Annotated in this window: 18 protein-coding genes and 1 riboswitch; of the genes, 8 read left to right on the forward strand and 10 right to left on the reverse strand. The window is 39.6% G+C overall.

What is annotated here, in order from left to right:
* Nucleotides 1–207 precede the first annotated feature (207 nt).
* Nucleotides 208–1158, forward strand: a complete 951-nt coding sequence (gene tal / locus I6F45_RS04745) for a transaldolase (protein ID WP_197159796.1) — start codon at nucleotides 208–210, stop codon at nucleotides 1156–1158.
* A 203-nt stretch (nucleotides 1159–1361) separates the two neighbouring features.
* Nucleotides 1362–1550, forward strand: coding sequence for a DUF3545 family protein (locus I6F45_RS04750; protein WP_166421303.1), 189 nt, complete (start codon nucleotides 1362–1364; stop codon nucleotides 1548–1550).
* A gap of 107 nt (nucleotides 1551–1657) precedes the next feature.
* On the opposite strand, the gene ung is transcribed toward I6F45_RS04750, so the two are convergent.
* From ung to I6F45_RS04790, 8 genes are all read right to left on the reverse strand, one after another.
* Nucleotides 1658–2320 (reverse strand): uracil-DNA glycosylase, encoded by a 663-nt coding sequence (gene ung / locus I6F45_RS04755; protein ID WP_197159798.1) that lies wholly within the window; start codon nucleotides 2318–2320, stop codon nucleotides 1658–1660.
* The gene (locus I6F45_RS04760) at nucleotides 2317–3177 is read right to left on the reverse strand and encodes a cobalamin-binding protein (protein WP_165741362.1); all 861 of its coding nucleotides are present in this window, start codon (nucleotides 3175–3177) and stop codon (nucleotides 2317–2319) included. The genes ung and I6F45_RS04760 overlap by 4 nt, the downstream gene beginning before the upstream one ends.
* On the reverse strand, nucleotides 3177–3776 hold the full coding sequence (gene cobO, locus I6F45_RS04765; RefSeq protein ID WP_165722116.1) for a cob(I)yrinic acid a,c-diamide adenosyltransferase: 600 nt from the start codon (nucleotides 3774–3776) through the stop codon (nucleotides 3177–3179). The genes I6F45_RS04760 and cobO overlap by 1 nt, the downstream gene beginning before the upstream one ends.
* Nucleotides 3769–5253, reverse strand: coding sequence for a cobyric acid synthase (locus tag I6F45_RS04770; RefSeq protein ID WP_165741360.1), 1485 nt, complete (start codon nucleotides 5251–5253; stop codon nucleotides 3769–3771). Before I6F45_RS04770 ends, cobO begins: the two co-directional genes overlap by 8 nt.
* A 4-nt stretch (nucleotides 5254–5257) precedes the next feature.
* Entirely contained in the window at nucleotides 5258–6262 is a 1005-nt protein-coding gene (locus I6F45_RS04775; RefSeq protein ID WP_165727209.1) for a FecCD family ABC transporter permease, read from the reverse strand.
* A 1-nt stretch (nucleotide 6263) separates the two neighbouring features.
* Nucleotides 6264–7076, reverse strand: coding sequence for an ABC transporter ATP-binding protein (locus I6F45_RS04780; RefSeq protein WP_165741358.1), 813 nt, complete (start codon nucleotides 7074–7076; stop codon nucleotides 6264–6266).
* A 185-nt stretch (nucleotides 7077–7261) separates the two neighbouring features.
* Nucleotides 7262–7327, reverse strand: a riboswitch (cobalamin riboswitch).
* 103 nt (nucleotides 7328–7430) lie between these two features.
* Nucleotides 7431–8363, reverse strand: a complete 933-nt coding sequence (locus I6F45_RS04785; protein WP_165740538.1) for a porin — start codon at nucleotides 8361–8363, stop codon at nucleotides 7431–7433.
* A 166-nt stretch (nucleotides 8364–8529) separates the two neighbouring features.
* Complete coding sequence (locus I6F45_RS04790; protein ID WP_010553277.1) at nucleotides 8530–9402, reverse strand: LysR family transcriptional regulator; 873 nt, start codon at nucleotides 9400–9402, stop codon at nucleotides 8530–8532.
* Nucleotides 9403–9493: 91 nt separating this feature from the next.
* Here I6F45_RS04790 and I6F45_RS04795 point away from each other — a divergent pair, with 91 nt between their 5' ends.
* Both I6F45_RS04795 and I6F45_RS04800 read left to right on the forward strand, forming a co-directional pair.
* Nucleotides 9494–9868: a DUF413 domain-containing protein gene (locus I6F45_RS04795; protein WP_007583734.1), complete on the forward strand. Its 375-nt coding sequence runs from the start codon at nucleotides 9494–9496 to the stop codon at nucleotides 9866–9868.
* Between the two features lie 86 nt (nucleotides 9869–9954).
* Nucleotides 9955–11190 (forward strand): diguanylate cyclase, encoded by a 1236-nt coding sequence (locus I6F45_RS04800; RefSeq protein WP_197159802.1) that lies wholly within the window; start codon nucleotides 9955–9957, stop codon nucleotides 11188–11190.
* 17 nt (nucleotides 11191–11207) lie between these two features.
* Here the strand turns inward: I6F45_RS04800 and rarD are convergent, their stop codons facing one another.
* Both rarD and I6F45_RS04810 read right to left on the reverse strand, forming a co-directional pair.
* On the reverse strand, nucleotides 11208–12125 hold the full coding sequence (gene rarD / locus I6F45_RS04805) for an EamA family transporter RarD (RefSeq protein ID WP_165740539.1): 918 nt from the start codon (nucleotides 12123–12125) through the stop codon (nucleotides 11208–11210).
* Nucleotides 12126–12176: 51 nt separating this feature from the next.
* Nucleotides 12177–12632, reverse strand: coding sequence for a thioesterase family protein (locus I6F45_RS04810; RefSeq protein WP_007583728.1), 456 nt, complete (start codon nucleotides 12630–12632; stop codon nucleotides 12177–12179).
* 385 nt (nucleotides 12633–13017) lie between these two features.
* On the opposite strand from I6F45_RS04810, the gene recQ reads away from it, so the two are divergent.
* From recQ to I6F45_RS04830, 4 genes are all read left to right on the forward strand, one after another.
* Complete coding sequence (gene recQ, locus I6F45_RS04815) at nucleotides 13018–14841, forward strand: DNA helicase RecQ (RefSeq protein ID WP_010553279.1); 1824 nt, start codon at nucleotides 13018–13020, stop codon at nucleotides 14839–14841.
* Nucleotides 14842–14848: 7 nt separating this feature from the next.
* Nucleotides 14849–15133, forward strand: a complete 285-nt coding sequence (locus I6F45_RS04820; RefSeq protein ID WP_007583724.1) for a DUF3630 family protein — start codon at nucleotides 14849–14851, stop codon at nucleotides 15131–15133.
* A gap of 171 nt (nucleotides 15134–15304) precedes the next feature.
* Nucleotides 15305–17014 carry a ShlB/FhaC/HecB family hemolysin secretion/activation protein gene (locus tag I6F45_RS04825; RefSeq protein WP_024609055.1) on the forward strand — a complete coding sequence of 570 codons (1710 nt, stop codon included), beginning with the start codon at nucleotides 15305–15307 and terminating at the stop codon, nucleotides 17012–17014.
* A gap of 69 nt (nucleotides 17015–17083) precedes the next feature.
* Nucleotides 17084–17659 carry a mechanosensitive ion channel domain-containing protein gene (locus tag I6F45_RS04830; protein WP_010553281.1) on the forward strand — a complete coding sequence of 192 codons (576 nt, stop codon included), beginning with the start codon at nucleotides 17084–17086 and terminating at the stop codon, nucleotides 17657–17659.
* Nucleotides 17660–17730: the final 71 nt, after the last annotated feature.

The following is a 17730-nucleotide window of genomic DNA, read 5'->3' on the forward strand; positions in this document are numbered from 1 at the left end:
AATTTATTTAGTGTCAATTTCAACATTAAATGAAACGAAAAGCACGTTTTGTTTAAATAAATCCTCTCTTAATAACCCATGCATTGCCGTTTTTTTATTGATCAGGACATAAGACCTATCAAGCATTGTCACACTGTTGCAGTATGGATTGTATATATTAAGAGTGATTAGATTATTCTTTTAACTTGCTTGGAATGAGGAAAGCAAATGACTTCAGCTCTACAAAGGCTAAAACAACATTCATCTATCGTGGCCGACACTGGCGATATTGAAGCGATCAAAAAGCATCAACCAGAAGATGCAACAACAAACCCGTCGCTTTTATTAAAAGCGAGCGAGATTGAAGCTTATAAGCCTTATCTAAATAAAGCTTGGAGCTATGCAAAAGAAACCGAGCAAGAGCCAGCTAAACAACTTGAACTAGCATGTGATTACTTTGCCGTATTACTAGGTAAAGAAATTAGCGAGATTGTACCTGGTTATATTTCTACTGAAGTAGATGCACGCCTTTCGTTTAATACGCAAGCTACGATTGATAAAGCACATACTCTACTTAGCCTTTACGAAAAAGAAGGCGTAAGCAAAGACAAAATTTTAATTAAAGTTGCGTCTACATGGGAAGGTATTAAAGCCGCTGAGCAGCTAGAAAAAGAAGGCACTAAATGTAACCTTACTTTATTATTTAGCGATGCCCAAGCCCGCGCGTGTGCCGATGCAAATGTATTTTTAATTTCGCCATTTGTTGGCCGTATTTTAGATTGGCACGTTGCTAACGGCATGGAAAAACCAACCGATCCGCTACAAGATCCAGGTGTTCAGTCTGTACGCAGCATTTTTGAATTTTACAAACGTCATGACTACAAAACAGTTGTGATGGGTGCAAGTTTCCGTAATACAGGCGAAATTATTGCACTTACAGGTTGTGACAAGCTAACTATTAGCCCTAATCTTTTAGAAGATTTAGGTAACTTAGAAGGCGCACAAGAATACTTGCTAGAAAGCGATGTTCCACAAGAGCCAAAACCAGAGCCTTTAACAGAAGCACAGTTCCGTTGGTTACATAACCAAGATGCTATGGCTACTGAAAAACTAGCTGAAGGTATTCGCTCTTTTGCTGATGCACAAGAACAACTGGAAGCACGTTTTAAAGCAATGTAATTTGCTTTAAACATACTTTAAAAAGCGTCGCTATTGCGGCGTTTTTTTATGCCTAAAATACGCTATTCCTTAATATAAATATTGATATAAACCTTCATCAATTCATCACATCTTCGTAACATTACTGTCACTTTTTTGTTCTATTTTAGCTAGGCCTGTGGTATAGGTATTCTTGAGGTCAATAAAATCAATAGGAGAAGTACATGGATAGCCTAAACGATATATTAGAGATATTAGAAGGACCAGATACAACAAGGAAAACCTCTCAGAAAAATAAAAAAAGAAAATGGCGGGAAATAGAAGCAATAAAAGACAAACACCGCTTACGTAAAGAATTACAGGAATATGATTTTTTTACAGACAGTATTGCGATTGATGAGCTAAATTTTTAATCCAATACGCCCCAACTAAACAAAAAGGCTTTCATTATATGAAAGCCTTTTTTAATGCGCTGAAATTAGCTGTATGAGATAAATTTATTATTCAGAGCCCAGGTTATTTACACCTGCCAGTTAATCGGCTTTTTATCTTGGGCTTGTAATAGCTCATTCGTTTTTGAAAAATGCTGACAACCAAAAAAGCCTCTATGCGCCGAAAGTGGCGATGGGTGCGGCCCTTTTAAAACATGATGGCGAGCGCTGTCTATGCCCTTACCTTTTTTCTGTGCATGTGCGCCCCATAAAATAAAGACTACACCTTCGCAGTGTTCATTAATGTGCGCTATTACGTTATCGGTAAATTGCTCCCACCCTAAATGCTTATGGGAATGCGCTTGCCCTTGCTCAACGGTCAGTACGGTATTAAGTAAAAACACGCCTTGATCTGCCCAACTTTGCAAGTAACCGTGATCAGCAATAGTAAAACCAGTAATGTCGGTAGCTAACTCTTTGTACATATTTTTAAGCGACGGCGGCAGCTTTTTTACATCAGGCAATACCGAAAAACACAAGCCATGCGCTTGCCCTTCTCCGTGGTATGGGTCTTGTCCTAAAATTACAACGCGGATGTCATTTAGTGCTGTGGCATCAAAAGCACTAAATACTTGAGGTTCAGGCGGATAAACAGCAACACCTTCATTGCGGCGATTAGCCACATACTCTAACGTTTCCTGCATGTAAGGTTGCTGTAATTCACTTTCTAAAAATGTAGCCCAATCGCTCATTGTGTACTCTTAATCTGTTTACGTGATGCGTCTATTTTATCACACATATCCGCGAGTCCATCTAGCATGCGCGGAGTAAAACGATGTAATAAATCGGCATTTACGCTAATAAATTGATCATTTTTAACAGCGGGCACTTCTGGCCACTTTTGCCAATTAACAACCGGCTGTGGCGTTTTTGATTTTTCATCAGGGATAATAATAACTTGTGGCTTAGTAACAATGACATTTTCGATACTAATTTGTGGGTAATCTGTAACGCTATCGGCAAATACATTACTTACATGGCATGTTTCAATCAGTTGGCTTATCCACGTATTTTTACTTACTGTCATCATAGGCTCAGCCCATAACTGATAAAATCCGGTAATATTTTTTTTATCTTGCTGGCTTTTAACAATCGCGTTTAGTTTTTGTGTAAATGCATTTGCCGCTTGCTGGCTTTGCTCAATATTCCCTGTAAATTCACCAAAAGTAAGTAACTCGTCGGCTACACCAGCGATTGTGGTCGGGTTACTTAAATATACTTTTATGCCCAGGCGCTCTATTTGGGCTAAATCTTCGCTTTGATTTCCGCTTTTCCACGCAATTACTAAGTCGGGTTTAAGCGCCAATACTTTTTCAAGCGAGATGCCGTAATAACCCCCTATGCGCTCAATACTTTGGGCCTCAGCAGGATAGTCGGCATAATCAACCGTGCCCACAATATTATCGCCCGCCCCTATGGCAAATAGGTTTTCAACTATATGTGGTGCAAGCGCGATTATTCGCAGTTTTTTAGAATCATTAGTCTGCTCTGCAAGTGCACTGCCCGATAAACTAAAAAGCAGCAGCCCAATAAAAAACGCTTTAAACATTAGTAATCAAACCCTTCAAGCGCTTTTATGCCTGAATCGAATGCATGTTTTACATTACGCACTTCGCTTACTGTGTCGGCAAGGTCGGTTAAAGTGCGGTGCGCTGCACGCCCTGTAATAATAACCGACTGCATTGGCGGGCGGTTATTAAGCGCTGTTACTACTTCATCTAAATCAACGTAACCGTAAGTCACCATGTAAGTAAGTTCATCGAGTAATACTAAATCAATACTGCTATCAGCAAGCATGCGTTTTGACTCTTGCCATGTTGCTTGGGCGGCTGCGGTATCAGCTTCTTTATTTTGCGTATCCCAGGTAAAACCGGTGTTCATTACAACAAACTCAACACCTGCACCTTGTAATAAATTACGCTCGCCACATTCCCAAGTACCTTTGATATACTGGCAAACGGCTGCTTTTTTACCATGACCTACGCAGCGTGCTACAACGCCAAAACCCGAGGTTGATTTACCTTTACCATTACCCGTAATCACCTGAAAAATACCTTTAACATCTTGTGCGGCAGCAACACGTGCATCCACTTGCTCTTTTACTTTTTGTTGGCGTTGTTGGTGCTTATCGTTATTTTGTTCAGTCATTATTGTGCCCTTCATAAATCGAGATAATTTGCTGTATATTTAAATGCGTTTCGCACATGGTTGCTAAGCGCTCTAACTGCTGCTCGCGGTGATCGGTAATACTAATAGGATTAATGGTAGCGCTTGGTTTTACCCATTTTAAAATTTGCGATGTCGCATCGGCTTCATCAAATAAACCATGTAAATAGGTGCCTGCAATAGCATTATCGTCACTAATAAAGCCATCAGTTTTAAAGCCATTTGGGTGGTTTTCGTCAAAGGTTAAAAACGGCTTATTAAGCGCTGCACCTTGGCTAATACCTGCATGTATTTCGTAACCACTACAGGGTGTTGATTGGTTATTTAAAAGTAGTGTAGCGGTTATTTTGGTTAATACTTTTTGTGTTGTCAGCGTGGTTTCAAAATCGCACAGAGCAAGCCCATTTACTTGCTTTAATGACGATTCAATACCATCGGGATCGTTGAGCGTATTGCCCAGCATTTGCATGCCGCCACAAATTCCAAGTACTTTGCCACCATAGCGTAAGTGGCGCTTAATTTGTAAATCCCAGCCTTCATTTTTCAAAAAGGTTAAATCCCCCAGCACGTTTTTACTGCCTGGTAGAATGATCAGATCAACTTCTGGGATCGTTTGCGTGTGGCGCACATAATTTATATTAATGTTTGGGTGCAAACGCAGTGCATCAAAATCGGTATGATTACTAATGTGTGGCACGAGCAGCACTGCAATATTAATTGTGGCATTGGTTACGTTATTATCAATTGCAACGGCGTCCTCAGCGTCAAGCGCTAGGTCGTGCAAATAAGGTAATACACCAAGTACGGGTTTGTTTGTGTATTCTTCAAGCCAATCTAGCCCGCCTTGCAGCAAACCTATATCGCCTCTAAAGCGGTTTATAACAAAGCCTTTTACGCGCGCTTGTTCTGACTCGCTTAACAACGCAAGCGTACCTACCAAATGTGCAAACACACCACCTTTATCAATATCGGCAATTATAATAACAGGGCAATCTACCTCTTCGGCGTAACCCATATTGGCAATATCGTTTTCACGCAGGTTTATTTCAGCAGGGCTCCCCGCTCCTTCAACAAGGAGTAATTCAAAGCGTTTAGCTAAGCGGTTATGTGAGGTAATTACTGCATCCATCGCGACTTTTTTATAGTCGTGATATTTGCCAGCTTCCATATTACTAATGGCTTTTCCGTGAATAATCACTTGTGCGCCCGTGTCGCTATTAGGCTTAAGTAATATAGGGTTAAAATCTATTTCGGGCTCTACTTTAGCTGCTATTGCTTGCAAAGCTTGCGCACGACCAATTTCGCCGCCATCTTTTGTTACTGCGCTATTAAGTGCCATATTTTGTGGTTTAAAAGGCGCAACCTTTACCCCTCGCTTAGCAAATACCCTGCAAAGGGCTGCAACTAAAGTGCTTTTACCTGCGTCGGAAGTAGTGCCTTGCACCATTAAGGTTTTCATGGAATTACACCCTTCGCTTTCTAAAAAACAATAAACTTAAAAAGAACACACTACCAATAGCAGCAGTAATAACGCCTACGGGCAATTCTTGGTTTTTTAGCAAGGAGCGCGAAAGTACATCAACCCACACCATAAATGTACCGCCCACTAAGCTGGTTACCAGTAAGCCAGCGATGGTGCCTTGGGATATAAAAAAGCGCACAATGTGCGGCACCATTAATCCTACAAACCCAATACCACCACACATAGCCACCAGCACAGCGGTAATTAATGAGCTCAAAACCAGCATAAGTATTCTAAAGCGCTGGACCCTAACACCTAATGTAATTGCGCTTTCATCGCCAAGTAACATAGCATTGAGTTGCCTTCTAAAGCTCAGCATTACAAACGTACACAATGTGATTACCAATAAAGGTAACCAAAGCGTAGCCCACTGCGCACGAGCAAAGCTGCCCAGTGTCCAAAATAAAATAGCGGCTACCGCCTGAGGGTCGCTCCAATAAAGCAACAAACTGGTAAATGCACTAAATAAAAATGACAGAGCAACACCAGCTAATAACATTGATTCTACCTGTGCACTTTGCTGCCTACCTGCAATAAGTATTAATAAACTCATAGCGAGTAAGCTGCCCAGCAGTGCTGCTGCCGATAGCATAAAGCCTGCGCTAATGCCTGCTAGCGCCATAAGTAACACCACGCCAAATGAGGCACCCGACGATATACCAAATAAGTAAGGATCGGCTAAAGGGTTGCGCGTTACCGTTTGTAAAATAAGCCCCGCAATTGCTAAGCCAGAGCCTGCTAAAAAGGCGAGTAATGTGCGTGGCATTCTTAGTTCAAAAATAATACGCGAATTAAAAGACGCATCATTTGAGAGTAAAAAGCTATTAAATACATCTTGAAGTGAGGTCTCTGCTGCGCCAAAACTAAGTGCTGCAAATAAGCTAAATAAAGCAGCTACAACACTTATAAATAGCGCAAATGATTGGCGAGTATTAACTGCGCTCATATTATTTGTAGCCATAAAAGTAAGTGATATGAGGGATGCTATTTCCCGACTTCGATATTTGCGGGTGGTTATTTACTTGGGCGCAAACACCAAAAACGTCGCCTAGCATGTTTTCGGTTAATACCTCACTTGGCGTGCCTGTATGTGTAATTTCACCGTTTTTAATAACCACTAGTTCATCGCACATTGCAGAGGCTAAGTTTAAATCGTGAAACGATGCAAATACCGTTACACCCAACGATTTAGCAAGCTCCATAACCTGTATTTGGTATTTAACATCTAAATGGCTGGTTGGTTCGTCCATAATTAATAGTTGAGGTTGCTGCACAATAGCACGAGCAATAAGCGCTCTTTGTTTTTCACCGCCTGAGAGCGATTCAAAACTTTGATCAATATGATCCACTAACCCTACGGTGTTGATAGCTTGGATGATTTTTTGTTTATCAATATTGGTTATTGAGCTAAATAGCGATTTATGAGGCGTTAGCCCAAGTGCAATAACATCAAATACGCTTAAGTTAAATTGCGAAGGGGTTTCTTGTAAAACAACCGCGACTTTTTTTGCGTACTCATCACTTTTTAGCTGCCAAATGTCGGTGTTGTTAAACTCTACAACGCCATCACTTGGTTTATTAAAACGATATAAACAACGCAATAAGCTCGATTTACCTGCGCCATTAGGTCCAATTAAACCAACAAATTTACCTGTGGTTATTTTAAGGTTTATTTTTTTGAGAATCGTTTTATTGCCAATACCCCATGATACGTTTTTAACGTTTAGTAAAGGCGTGTTTAGCGCTGATTTAGTGTGCAACAGTGAGTCCTTGGTAGGCGTGTACTCACTAACAATACAGCTAACAATAACTAGTGCATTAATAAAAATGAGTAAACCCGCTCGTTAAAAAATTATACCAATCTATTTAGATATAGAACCTATTAAGCGATAAATTTAATTCGTTAAATTGTTCAAATATTTATGCTGATTGGTATTGCTCATTTGTATCTGACTTAAAGCGTTGTACTAATTACAGTTACGGGAATAGTTGAGGATTTGCACCTCATTCCAAATGAGGGTCTATTATGGGCGGGTAAATAATTTAAAGCAAAAAAAACCGCGCTCAAAGGAGCGCGGTTAAAAAGGGAGTGTTCTAACTAATTAGACTAGTCGTTAAAACTTGTATTCCATACCTAAGCCTACGTAATCTTGGTCAACATTGTTGTCCATGTCAAAGCTTGAGTAAAAACCAAATACTTTAATGTTTTTATTTAATTTGTGATCAAGACCAACTGAAATTGCTGACTTATCGTCGCTGTCGTCAAAGTCCATATCTTGGTATTGCACTTTAAATGTGTTGCTACCCATGCTGTAAGCAGCATTTAGCAAGTAACCATCCGCTTCTGCGCTGCCATCTACTGCTTCTTGTGTTTGGTACATTGCACCCAATTTAAAGTTTTCGATTTTACCTTGGATTGATGCACGCACTACGTCGTAGCCATTTACTTCACTATCGGCTGCAATAGAGGCGTATACCGCGCTCTTTTTAAGAGCCACGTCACCGTATGTCACCGCCATTGAATAACCGTTATCAGCGTCTACATCGTCTTCAGCTACAAAAGTAGCAAGTACTTTAAAGCCTTCGTATGAGTTTGATGAGTAGCTAACTGTGTTTCCTAAGCGGTTTTCACCTTTAAATACATTTTTAATATCGCCTTCAAGGTCGTTAAATAAATCTAACTTACCTTGAGATTGCTTAAGCGCAGTATCGTTACGACCAATTACAACCTGACCAAACGCACCTTTTAAACCAACATATTGGTTACGCGCAGAAATATTGTCGTCGTTATCGCCTTTTGAATCAGCATCAGACACATCAACTTGAAACTCAAACTTATATACCGCTTCTAAACTATCATTTATTTTTTCAGAACCTTTAACACCAAGACGAGATGCATTACTTTTTATCTCGGTAAAAGACCCTTCGCCATCATCAGATGATTGCACTGTTACATTCGCTTTACCGTAAATGTCTACGTCGGCAAGTGCATTAAAAGATAAACCACTTAATAGTGCTAAGCATAAGCTCGATTTTACAAATTTCATGTTATTTCCTTGGATAATCACAAAAGACTAATTTTCAAAACTGCTGCATTTTGTCATTCCTAAATGACAGTAATATTACAATAGAAATATTACTGTCTTTTTTTGTTAATAAAAATGCATTAAATATGAAATCAAAATAACATGAAAGCCTAGTAGATGGTCGTACTTACTTACCTTGCTTTAATGACAAGCTTGGCGTCATTTGCGAAAGTAAATTAACTAAGGTTTCTATTAGCTCTTTTTGCTCGTTGTCTCTGTGATACGCAATAAATACGTCTCTTGAGGTGTTTTCTACCCCTTTAACATGAAACAACTCACCTTTTTCTAAATGCCCTTCAACCAATACTTGAGGTATAAATGCACTACCACCACATTGCAGTATTAAATCAAGTGCAATACGTCCCGTGCTGGTTCTAAAGTAAGGTGGCGTTTTTCCTGTAAACTGACGCGCATGCCAAAGAGAAAAAGTAGTTCCCCAATCCACATACACATATTGATTATCAAAAAAGTTTTCGTTCGTTGCGGTGTCGTATCCGCTTACTGGAATGATTGGCAACTCACAAATACGCTCTACTACGAGTTCATCTACTTTTGGTGGATCAAATAATATTGCCAAATCGAGAGTACGCTCTAATAAAAGTCGAGTGCTCTCTTGTTGTGCTTTAACTTCTGCAACTAACGACACGCCCGGCATCGCCGATACAATATTTGTTATACCAAACTGTAAAAAAGCATCCCAAATATTAGGCGTTCCTGCTAAGCTAATTTGCTTATGCATATTGTCGGCAAGTGCAACATCGACTTTGGCCCGCTGCATGCCCGTAATAATCATTTGTGCGTGCGGTAATAAGCGCTCGCCAGGTGCTGTAAGTTGAATATTATTACGCTGGCGAATAAACAAATTAACACCAAGCCCTTGCTCTAATTGGCGAATTCTAAAGCTCACTGCAGACTGCGTAATATAAAGGTTTTCGGCCGCTTTACCAAAGTGACGCGTACGCACTACCTCAACGAATGTTTTTAATAAATCGATATCCAATTTTTTATCCTCACGATAAAAATAATTTGTTTAATAAATTGCCAAACTTGCATCATACTCCAGCTAATTAATAGGGTATGAGGATAAAGCTATGAGCAATAACATTTCATTACTACGCCAAGCATTTGTTAGCCAACGTCAATTTTATGATGATCAGAATTTTCCACGTGGTTTTAGCCGCAGCGGAAACTTCACCTTATTAGAAGCCAGTATATTAGAACAACACGGTGTTGTTTTAAGAGGCTTATACAGTAAAACAATTGAGCCGCAAAACGAACATCAAGAACAGTTTGTAGCAGTAGTCACTGGCTCACAAGAACCTACTAACCCAATCGAACGTGCTTGGGTAAAATACTTAAAGCTAACGACCTGTAAAACTAAGTTTCATACTTTATTTGGCCGCTCAAAAATGTCAGGACCGGCACCGATTAGCCAAGAGTATTATTCAGAAGCGGATAATCTGTAAGTACTTAAGTTATTTGCTTTTTTGCGTTTTAACAGTTACAACTTGTATAAGCAAATATTTTTGCAAAATATAAACAGGGTTGTTCCGTGACGCGAAAAATACTAATAGTTGAAGATACACCTGCAATGGCGCGAGTGCAAAAGCACATCGCGCTTAAAGCAGGCTATGAAGTTGATATAGCAGAGTCATTAGCACAAACAAAAGAGCTTATAAGTAAAAATAGCTACTTTTGCGCTGTAGTTGACTTTATATTACCTGATGCCCCATCAGGTGAAGCAGTACCCTGCACTGTTAATGCTGATATCCCAACTATTGTAATGACGGGTAATATTGATAAAAAAACCCGCGACACCGTCGAAAAATACCCAATCATCGATTACATCATTAAAGAAAACAAACAAGCTTACCAATACCTAGAAAAACAATTACACCGCTTACCTCGCAATGAAAATGTAAAAGTACTCGTTGTTGATGATTCTAAATCGACTCGACGATACATTTGCAGCTTGTTAGTTCGTCACAAATATCAAATTATTGAAGCACAAGACGGACAAGAAGCATTAAAAATGCTCGAAAGTTCACCCCACATTTCAGTCATCATTACTGATAACGAAATGCCAAACATGAATGGTGATGAGTTATGTAGCGAAATTCGCCGCTTATATAGCAATGACGAAAAAGCCATTATTGGTATTTCGGGCTCTGACTCTGTAGGGCTTTCTAGTTTATTTTTAAAAAATGGCGCAAACGATTATTTACATAAACCTTTTAATAGTGAAGAGTTTTACTGCAGGCTTAGCCAAAACGTCGATATGCTAGAACAAATAGCCACAATTAAACGCCAAGCCAACACCGATTACCTAACTAATCTACCTAATCGTCGTTACTTTTTTGAAGAAACAAACAAATCACTCAAAAAGATTAAAAATAAGCAAGGTTCAGGAGCGCTAGCCATGCTTGATATTGACCATTTTAAAATAATTAATGACACTCACGGGCATGATGTAGGCGACGAAGTATTAAAAGGGCTCTCCATTTGCTTTAGCAAATATTTTAAAAAGTATTTAGTGGCCCGCTTAGGTGGCGAAGAGTTTGCCGTTTACTTTGCAAATGCGGATAAACAAGAAGCGCTAAAAAGACTTGAAGGTTTTAGGTACTTTATAGAGGCGAATAGCCAAGAGTTTAGTAAAGAAAAAATCAAATTTACTATATCTATTGGTTTTGCAGATGGACCTGTTTATCAAATTGATGAATTATTAAAACAGGCCGATTTAAAGCTTTACGACGCTAAAGAATCTGGTCGTAATAAAGTAGTTAGCTAACAGCTCTATTAGGTTAATTATACTTCAGCGGCTGTAATAGCCGCTTTTTTACGTTTGCGTGATTGATTGTAAGAATCCCAACTAAAAATAGCTAGCGCACTCCAAATACATGCAAACGTTACTAATCTCTCAGCGTCAAACACTTCACCGTAAAACACCACTGCCAATATAAACATTAGGCTTGGCCCAATATACTGAAAAAAGCCTAATGTAGTGTATTGCAAACGCTTAGCGGCGCCGGTAAAACACAGCAATGGTAATGTAGTTACAATACCTGCACTAATCAGTAATGCATTAGTATGCCAATCGTTAGCTGGCAGGCTTGATGTTGTTGTAGGCACCATTAACCACCAATAAATGAGTGCAACAGGCAGTAATATAAGTGCTTCGAGTAAAATGCCAGGCAAGGCTTCAACGGGTAGTTTTTTACGTAACAACCCATAAAGTGCAAATGATATAGCTAATGAAAATGCCACTACCGGAAACGAGCCAAAACTAATTAGCTGCAGCACAACACCGGTAAAGGCCAGTGCCACTGCTACACCTTGAAACTTACGCAGGCGTTCACCTAAAAAGAGCATACCCAGTAATACATTTAAAAGAGGGTTTATGTAATAGCCCAAACTCGCATCAAGCATATGGTTATTATTTATAGCCCATATAAATAAACCCCAGTTAAACCCTAGTAATGTTGAGGTAATAACAAGCATAAGCAAAAGCTTAGGCTGAACAATAATGCGTTTAACTTTATCCCAATACTTTAAAACACTTACTACTAGTACTAAAAATACAACCGACCAAACAACCCGATGCATTAAAATTTCAAAGGCAGAAACATGCTGAATCAACTTAAAATATATTGGCGCAAGGCCCCACATAAAAAAAGCAAGACAAGCAAAAATAGCACCTTTACGCTGCTCAGTATCAATCGACATAATAAACACTTAGTGATTTAAAAGGCCGCTAGTTTACTTCCCATACACGTTTTATCCAACTAAATACGTGCCTGTCCCAAAAGCAATTTGAACAGACTGTTCATTATGTAATTCCATTCGACAAACACACACTTTATTACCTGAGCGAATAAGTGTGGCACTCGCTGTAAAGCTCTCTCCTTTACCAGGGCGCAAATAATCAGTGCGCAAGTCGATAGTCCCAAGCGTGGCTAATTTTGTTTGCACACTTCCTATATCTAAATCGGTGAGCTTATCAATCACGCTTGCTGCCGCGAGCATACCGCCTACATTATCAAGTACGGCTGAAATAACACCACCGTGCAGTATTTTTTGCGCAGGGTTACCAATGAGTACATCCTGCCACGGAAACGTAATTTTGGCCTGTTCAGGGCTCAACGACTCAACCGATATTTGTAAAAACTGGTTAAACGGCATGCCATTTACAAATAATGCACCCACTTGTTCAATTAACATTTCTTTATTCATTATTATTCTCCATGCTTAAACTGGTACGATGAGTAAAGCATAACTTAAGCAAAACTACGAGGTTCTAGTTAAATCATTTACTTAGCAACCTAACTTTAAGGAAGCAGATCTATCTTAATAAGCGGTTTCAACACTACCAGAGTTTAATTTACTTACAATAGAGTTGAGGTTAATACCAATTAGCTTAATTAAGTGATCTATCTGGAGGTAAGAAAATAGTGTCTATAACAAGGCAAAAAACTCGTTATTTAGTTGTTCTATATCAGAAATTTTTAACGCAGCGAGCGTCAGATTTGATCCCTCAAATTGATTAAGTAGTATTGCGGATTGGTATAAGTAACTCAGCTAAAGACATCTCACTAAAAAACCACTAAAATACCCGCCAATGAATACATCAACACCACCTTCTAGCACCCTTGTGCGTAAACCCGAAACTGTCCTCAAACAAGTGTTTGGCTACAGTGAATTTCGCGACGGCCAAAAAACAGTTATTGATGCTGCTATTAACGGCCAAGACTCGCTTGTATTGCTCCCTACTGGCGGCGGAAAATCGGTTTGCTATCAAATACCCGCTTTAGTGCTTGAAGGCGTCACTATTGTTATATCTCCGCTCATATCGCTAATGCAAGATCAGGTAAGTCAACTTCAAGCACTTGGGGTTAAAGCCGCTTACGTAAATAACAGCTTAGCGCGAGAAGAGCAGCAATTGGTGTATCAACAGCTTCATCAGGGGCAAATTAAGCTTTTATATGTGGCACCTGAAAAAGTATTACAACGCGAATTTTTAGAGCGTTTATCGCATTTAAATGTAAGCTTATTTGCCATTGACGAAGCGCATTGTGTGTCGCATTGGGGTCACGATTTTAGGCCTCATTACTTTCGCTTAAACGAATTAAAGCAACGTTTTGCACATGTACCCATGATGGCGCTCACTGCAACTGCCGATAAAGCCACCCGTTTTGATATAGTTGAGCAACTAAAACTACAACAGCCTTATATTCATACTGGCAGCTTTGATCGCCCCAATATTCGCTACACCATAGAAGAAAAATTTAAACCTATGGTGCAACTGCTTCGCTACTTAAAAGAGCAAAAAAGCCAAAGCGGTATTATTTATTGCACCAGCCGTAAACGCGTAGACGATATTGCTGAAAAAATTGCAGATGCAGGGCTAAACGCTGCCGCTTACCATGCAGGTATGAGTAACGAGCAACGACAATTTGTACAAACTGGTTTTGCCCGTGACGATATACAAATAGTGGTCGCAACCGTTGCTTTTGGTATGGGGATTAATAAACCCAATGTACGTTTTGTACTGCATTACGATATTCCAAAAAGTATCGAGTCGTACTATCAAGAAACGGGGCGTGCTGGGCGAGATGGACTTGCCGCAGAAGCCATAATGTATTTTGACCCAGCTGATATTGGCCGTGTAAGACGCTTTTTTGAAGACATAGACGACGAGCAACGCCGCCGTGTAGAAGAACAACGCTTTAACGCAATGGCAAGCTTTGCCGAAGCACAAACGTGTCGCCGCCAAATTTTGCTTAACTACTTTAGTGAATATCAACGCGAACCCTGCGGCAACTGCGATATTTGCTTAAATCCGCCAAAAAGCTTTGATGGTACATTGGTTGCCCAACAAGCGCTTTCTTGTGTGTATAGAGCTGACCAGCGCTTTGGTCTTGGGTACATTGTTGAATTACTACGTGGTGCAAATACTAGCCGCATACGCGATAACAATCATCATGAGCTAAGCACTTACGGCATAGGTAAAGATAAAAGCAGTGAATTTTGGCTTAGTATTTTACGCCAGCTTATTCATCAAGGCTTACTTAGCCAAGATATAACGCAAGGTGCGTCACTTAGGTTAACCGAAGCCGCGCGTGCAATTTTAAAAGGTGAGTACGCACTGCAATTAGCCGAGCCACGCCTGCAAGCCAAACACGTTTATCAAGATAAGTTAGCGCAATTTAATTACGACAAAAAACTGTTTGCTCGCCTGCGCGCACTACGTAAAGAACTTGCTGATGCCGATGATGTACCACCTTATGTGGTATTTAATGATAAAACGCTAGCAGAAATGGCGCAGCTTATGCCAACAAACGACAGCGAATTTTTAAAAGTGTCGGGTGTGGGTTTTACTAAGTTAAATAAATACGGCGGCGAATTTTTAACTGCAATTCGCAATTACCTAGCTACAAATTAAGAATGTTATGACCCAAATAGAATATGACCACGCCCATAAATACATTTTAATTACGCCAGTCGAGCCTCCACACGATGAGGACTTTGAACTGTGGAGCACACTCTTTTTACACTCGGACGATGTAACACTCAATGAGTATTCTGCAGGCGCCGATCGCCATCAAGTCCGCTTTACCTATAATCAGCAGACCTTTAATTTAAACTATGAGCATTACAGCCAAAGTATTTGGATTAATGCCGAAGGCCATGAAGCTGAGCACTTATTAGCCGCTTTAGCATTTTATTTAAGTTAGCTTTTAATACCCCGCCCACAGGCGGTTCTAAACCAGGTTGGTTATTAACATAAGTGAATATGAGTAACAATTAATTAGTTTCAAAATCCATACCTTTTACTTACATTATAATAACAATGATGTAAGCTGATATTACGATAGTCATTTGCTACGTAGCAGTAAAGAGGTTTAATGGTGAACAAGAAATGGATAGCACAATGTTGTATTAGCTTAACGGTTTTAAGCTTTTATGTGCCTAATGCATTCGCACAACAATCTTCAACGAAAACTGATAACTGCCTTGTAGAACAGACAGATTTAAGCACAAATAAAAACTTACGCCGAGAAGTTCAAGACAAAACAACCCTCACGCACAGTAATAGTAACGCTAAAATAGCCTCAATAAAGCTCAAGCAACTTAATGTATTTAATACTGAGCTTGAAGAGGAAAATAATGCCCTATTCCGATTTGCTAACCGCGCTCATATTCAAACAGAGCCCGATGTCATTAATAACCTTTTATTATTCTCCCCTGGTGACAAGTACGATGCTAAAAAGCTTGCCGAGTCTGAGCGCTTACTTCGTAAAGAAAGTTACTTATATGATGCACAAATTAGTGCAATCGAAAACTGCGACGGTGACGTTAATGTAGAAGTGGTTACCCGTGATTTGTGGACACTTTTACCAGAGGTAAACTTTAGCCGTAGCGGCGGAGAAAATAAATCGAGTATAGGTTTTAGAGAGTCAAACTTACTTGGTTGGGGAAAGCGCCTTTCGTTGTCACGCACGACCGACAGCGATCGTAGCGGTTATTTATTTGTTTACGACGATCCTAATATTTTATCTACTCGCTACCGCGGTCGATTAGAATACGCGGATAACAGCGACGGTAAGCGCCATTTGCTTGAGCTAACCTATCCATTTTACGCGATAGACACCCCTTTTAGTTACGGTATTTTAAGCTATTCTGAGCAGCGCGAAGAGTCGCTATATAAACGCGGCGAAGAGTTTAGTGAATTTGATCAAACTACCGATTTAAACCGTGCATTTATCGGACACTCTAAAGCGCTTAATAATAATTGGACCCAACGCTTAACCTTAGGTTATACCGACGAGCAGCATACCTTTGAAGCTATAGACACTACATTTGCACCACTTGCCGATGACAGAAGTTTAAGTTATCCCTTTATAAGCGGCCATTGGTTTGAAGATAACTACATAAAAGTACGCAATTTTGACAGTATATCTCGCACTGAGGATTTAAACTTAGGTTGGAATATTAAAAGCTTAATTGGCTATTCAGACGAATCATTAAGTAATGACGACAGCCGCGCGGTGTATTCTTTTAACTTTAAAAAAGCCCACTTTACTAACGATAATACCTTATGGCGTTTTAGTGCTGATATTGATGGCTATTGGAATAAAGAACAGAAAAAACTCGAAAACTTTATGGCCACTAGCCAAGTACAATATTATTTAAATACCAGTGAAGACCAATCTTGGTATGTTAAAGCCCGGGTGCAATACGCCAAAAACCTTACTGCTGATCAACAGCTTACTTTAGGCGGCGAAACAGGCCTGCGTGGTTACCCTATGGATTATCAACATGGCGACCGCAGCTTTTTAGTTAATCTAGAAAAGCGCTATTACTGGGAGTACGATTTACTACAACTATTTAAAGTGGGTGGCGCAGCTTTTGTAGATGTGGGCAGAGCATGGTTTAACGATAAAGATAATGGTGAAAACGCACATGTATTAAAAAATATAGGCGTGGGTCTTCGTTTAGCACCGAGTCGTGCAAATTCAGGAACCATGATCCACATTGATATTGCAGCCCCAGTTGATAGCTACGATGACGTAGACTCAGTCCAGTGGCTAGTGAGCGTTAAAAATACTTTTTAAATAATACAAACGCGTTAAACTAATACCAATTGCATTAAATTAAATTGGTATAAAAGTTCAGGGTCTAATGTGGAAATAATAGAAGTTTTAGAATTGTTTGCATCACAATATAAGTTAATTGTAACTATAATCGCTATTTTGGTTTTCCCTCTGCTATTAAAAATAACCAAAAAATTACTCGAAAAAGCAATTAAAGGGAAAGTTGATTTACACCGAAAATATCGTGCAGAGCTCTTACTAAAAATTATACTCGCCTTTGTCGTGCTGTGTTTAGTTTTAGTATTTTGGGGTATAGAGCTGCGTGGCTTATTGGTTTTAGGCTCCTCTTTATTTGCTATGTTGGGCGTAGCACTCTTCGCTGCTTGGTCATTATTAAGTAATCTCACCGCATTTTTACTAATGTTTATTCAAAACGATTGCCGCGTTGGTTATTGGGTACGAATTATTGATGGTGCAAATCATATTGAAGGGCGCATTGTTGAAATGGGCTTAATGAATGTAGTACTTGAGCATATTGATGGGCACCGTGTAATTTACCCTAATAATTTATTTGTGACACGCCCTGTCATGGTTTTAAATAAAGAACCAAAGCCAACAAAAGCTCCCGTTATAAAACGTATTATTGGCCCTAAAAAACATAGTTAAAAAAGTAATAGTCACAAAAAAGCCGCAGTAAGTAATTAACTTCTGCGGCTTTTTAATGCTTTAACTAACCA

Source organism: Pseudoalteromonas sp. SWYJZ19, from assembly GCF_015864375.1.
Lineage (GTDB): Bacteria > Pseudomonadota > Gammaproteobacteria > Enterobacterales > Alteromonadaceae > Pseudoalteromonas > Pseudoalteromonas arctica.

Bases quoted from the DNA above. Each gene is read 5' to 3' on its own strand.
- I6F45_RS04825 (WP_024609055.1), top strand. From the start codon at position 15,305: ATGGTGAACAAGAAATGGATAGCACAATGTTGTATTAGCTTAACGGTT.
- tal (WP_197159796.1), top strand. From the start codon at position 208: ATGACTTCAGCTCTACAAAGGCTAAAACAACATTCATCTATCGTGGCC.
- I6F45_RS04760 (WP_165741362.1), bottom strand. From the start codon at position 3,177: ATGTTTAAAGCGTTTTTTATTGGGCTGCTGCTTTTTAGTTTATCGGGC.
- I6F45_RS04785 (WP_165740538.1), bottom strand. From the start codon at position 8,363: ATGAAATTTGTAAAATCGAGCTTATGCTTAGCACTATTAAGTGGTTTA.
- ung (WP_197159798.1), bottom strand. From the start codon at position 2,320: ATGAGCGATTGGGCTACATTTTTAGAAAGTGAATTACAGCAACCTTAC.
- rarD (WP_165740539.1), bottom strand. From the start codon at position 12,125: ATGTCGATTGATACTGAGCAGCGTAAAGGTGCTATTTTTGCTTGTCTT.
- recQ (WP_010553279.1), top strand. From the start codon at position 13,018: ATGAATACATCAACACCACCTTCTAGCACCCTTGTGCGTAAACCCGAA.
- I6F45_RS04750 (WP_166421303.1), top strand. From the start codon at position 1,362: ATGGATAGCCTAAACGATATATTAGAGATATTAGAAGGACCAGATACA.
- I6F45_RS04770 (WP_165741360.1), bottom strand. From the start codon at position 5,253: ATGAAAACCTTAATGGTGCAAGGCACTACTTCCGACGCAGGTAAAAGC.
- I6F45_RS04820 (WP_007583724.1), top strand. From the start codon at position 14,849: ATGACCCAAATAGAATATGACCACGCCCATAAATACATTTTAATTACG.
- cobO (WP_165722116.1), bottom strand. From the start codon at position 3,776: ATGACTGAACAAAATAACGATAAGCACCAACAACGCCAACAAAAAGTA.
- I6F45_RS04775 (WP_165727209.1), bottom strand. From the start codon at position 6,262: ATGAGCGCAGTTAATACTCGCCAATCATTTGCGCTATTTATAAGTGTT.
- I6F45_RS04810 (WP_007583728.1), bottom strand. From the start codon at position 12,632: ATGAATAAAGAAATGTTAATTGAACAAGTGGGTGCATTATTTGTAAAT.
- I6F45_RS04795 (WP_007583734.1), top strand. From the start codon at position 9,494: ATGAGCAATAACATTTCATTACTACGCCAAGCATTTGTTAGCCAACGT.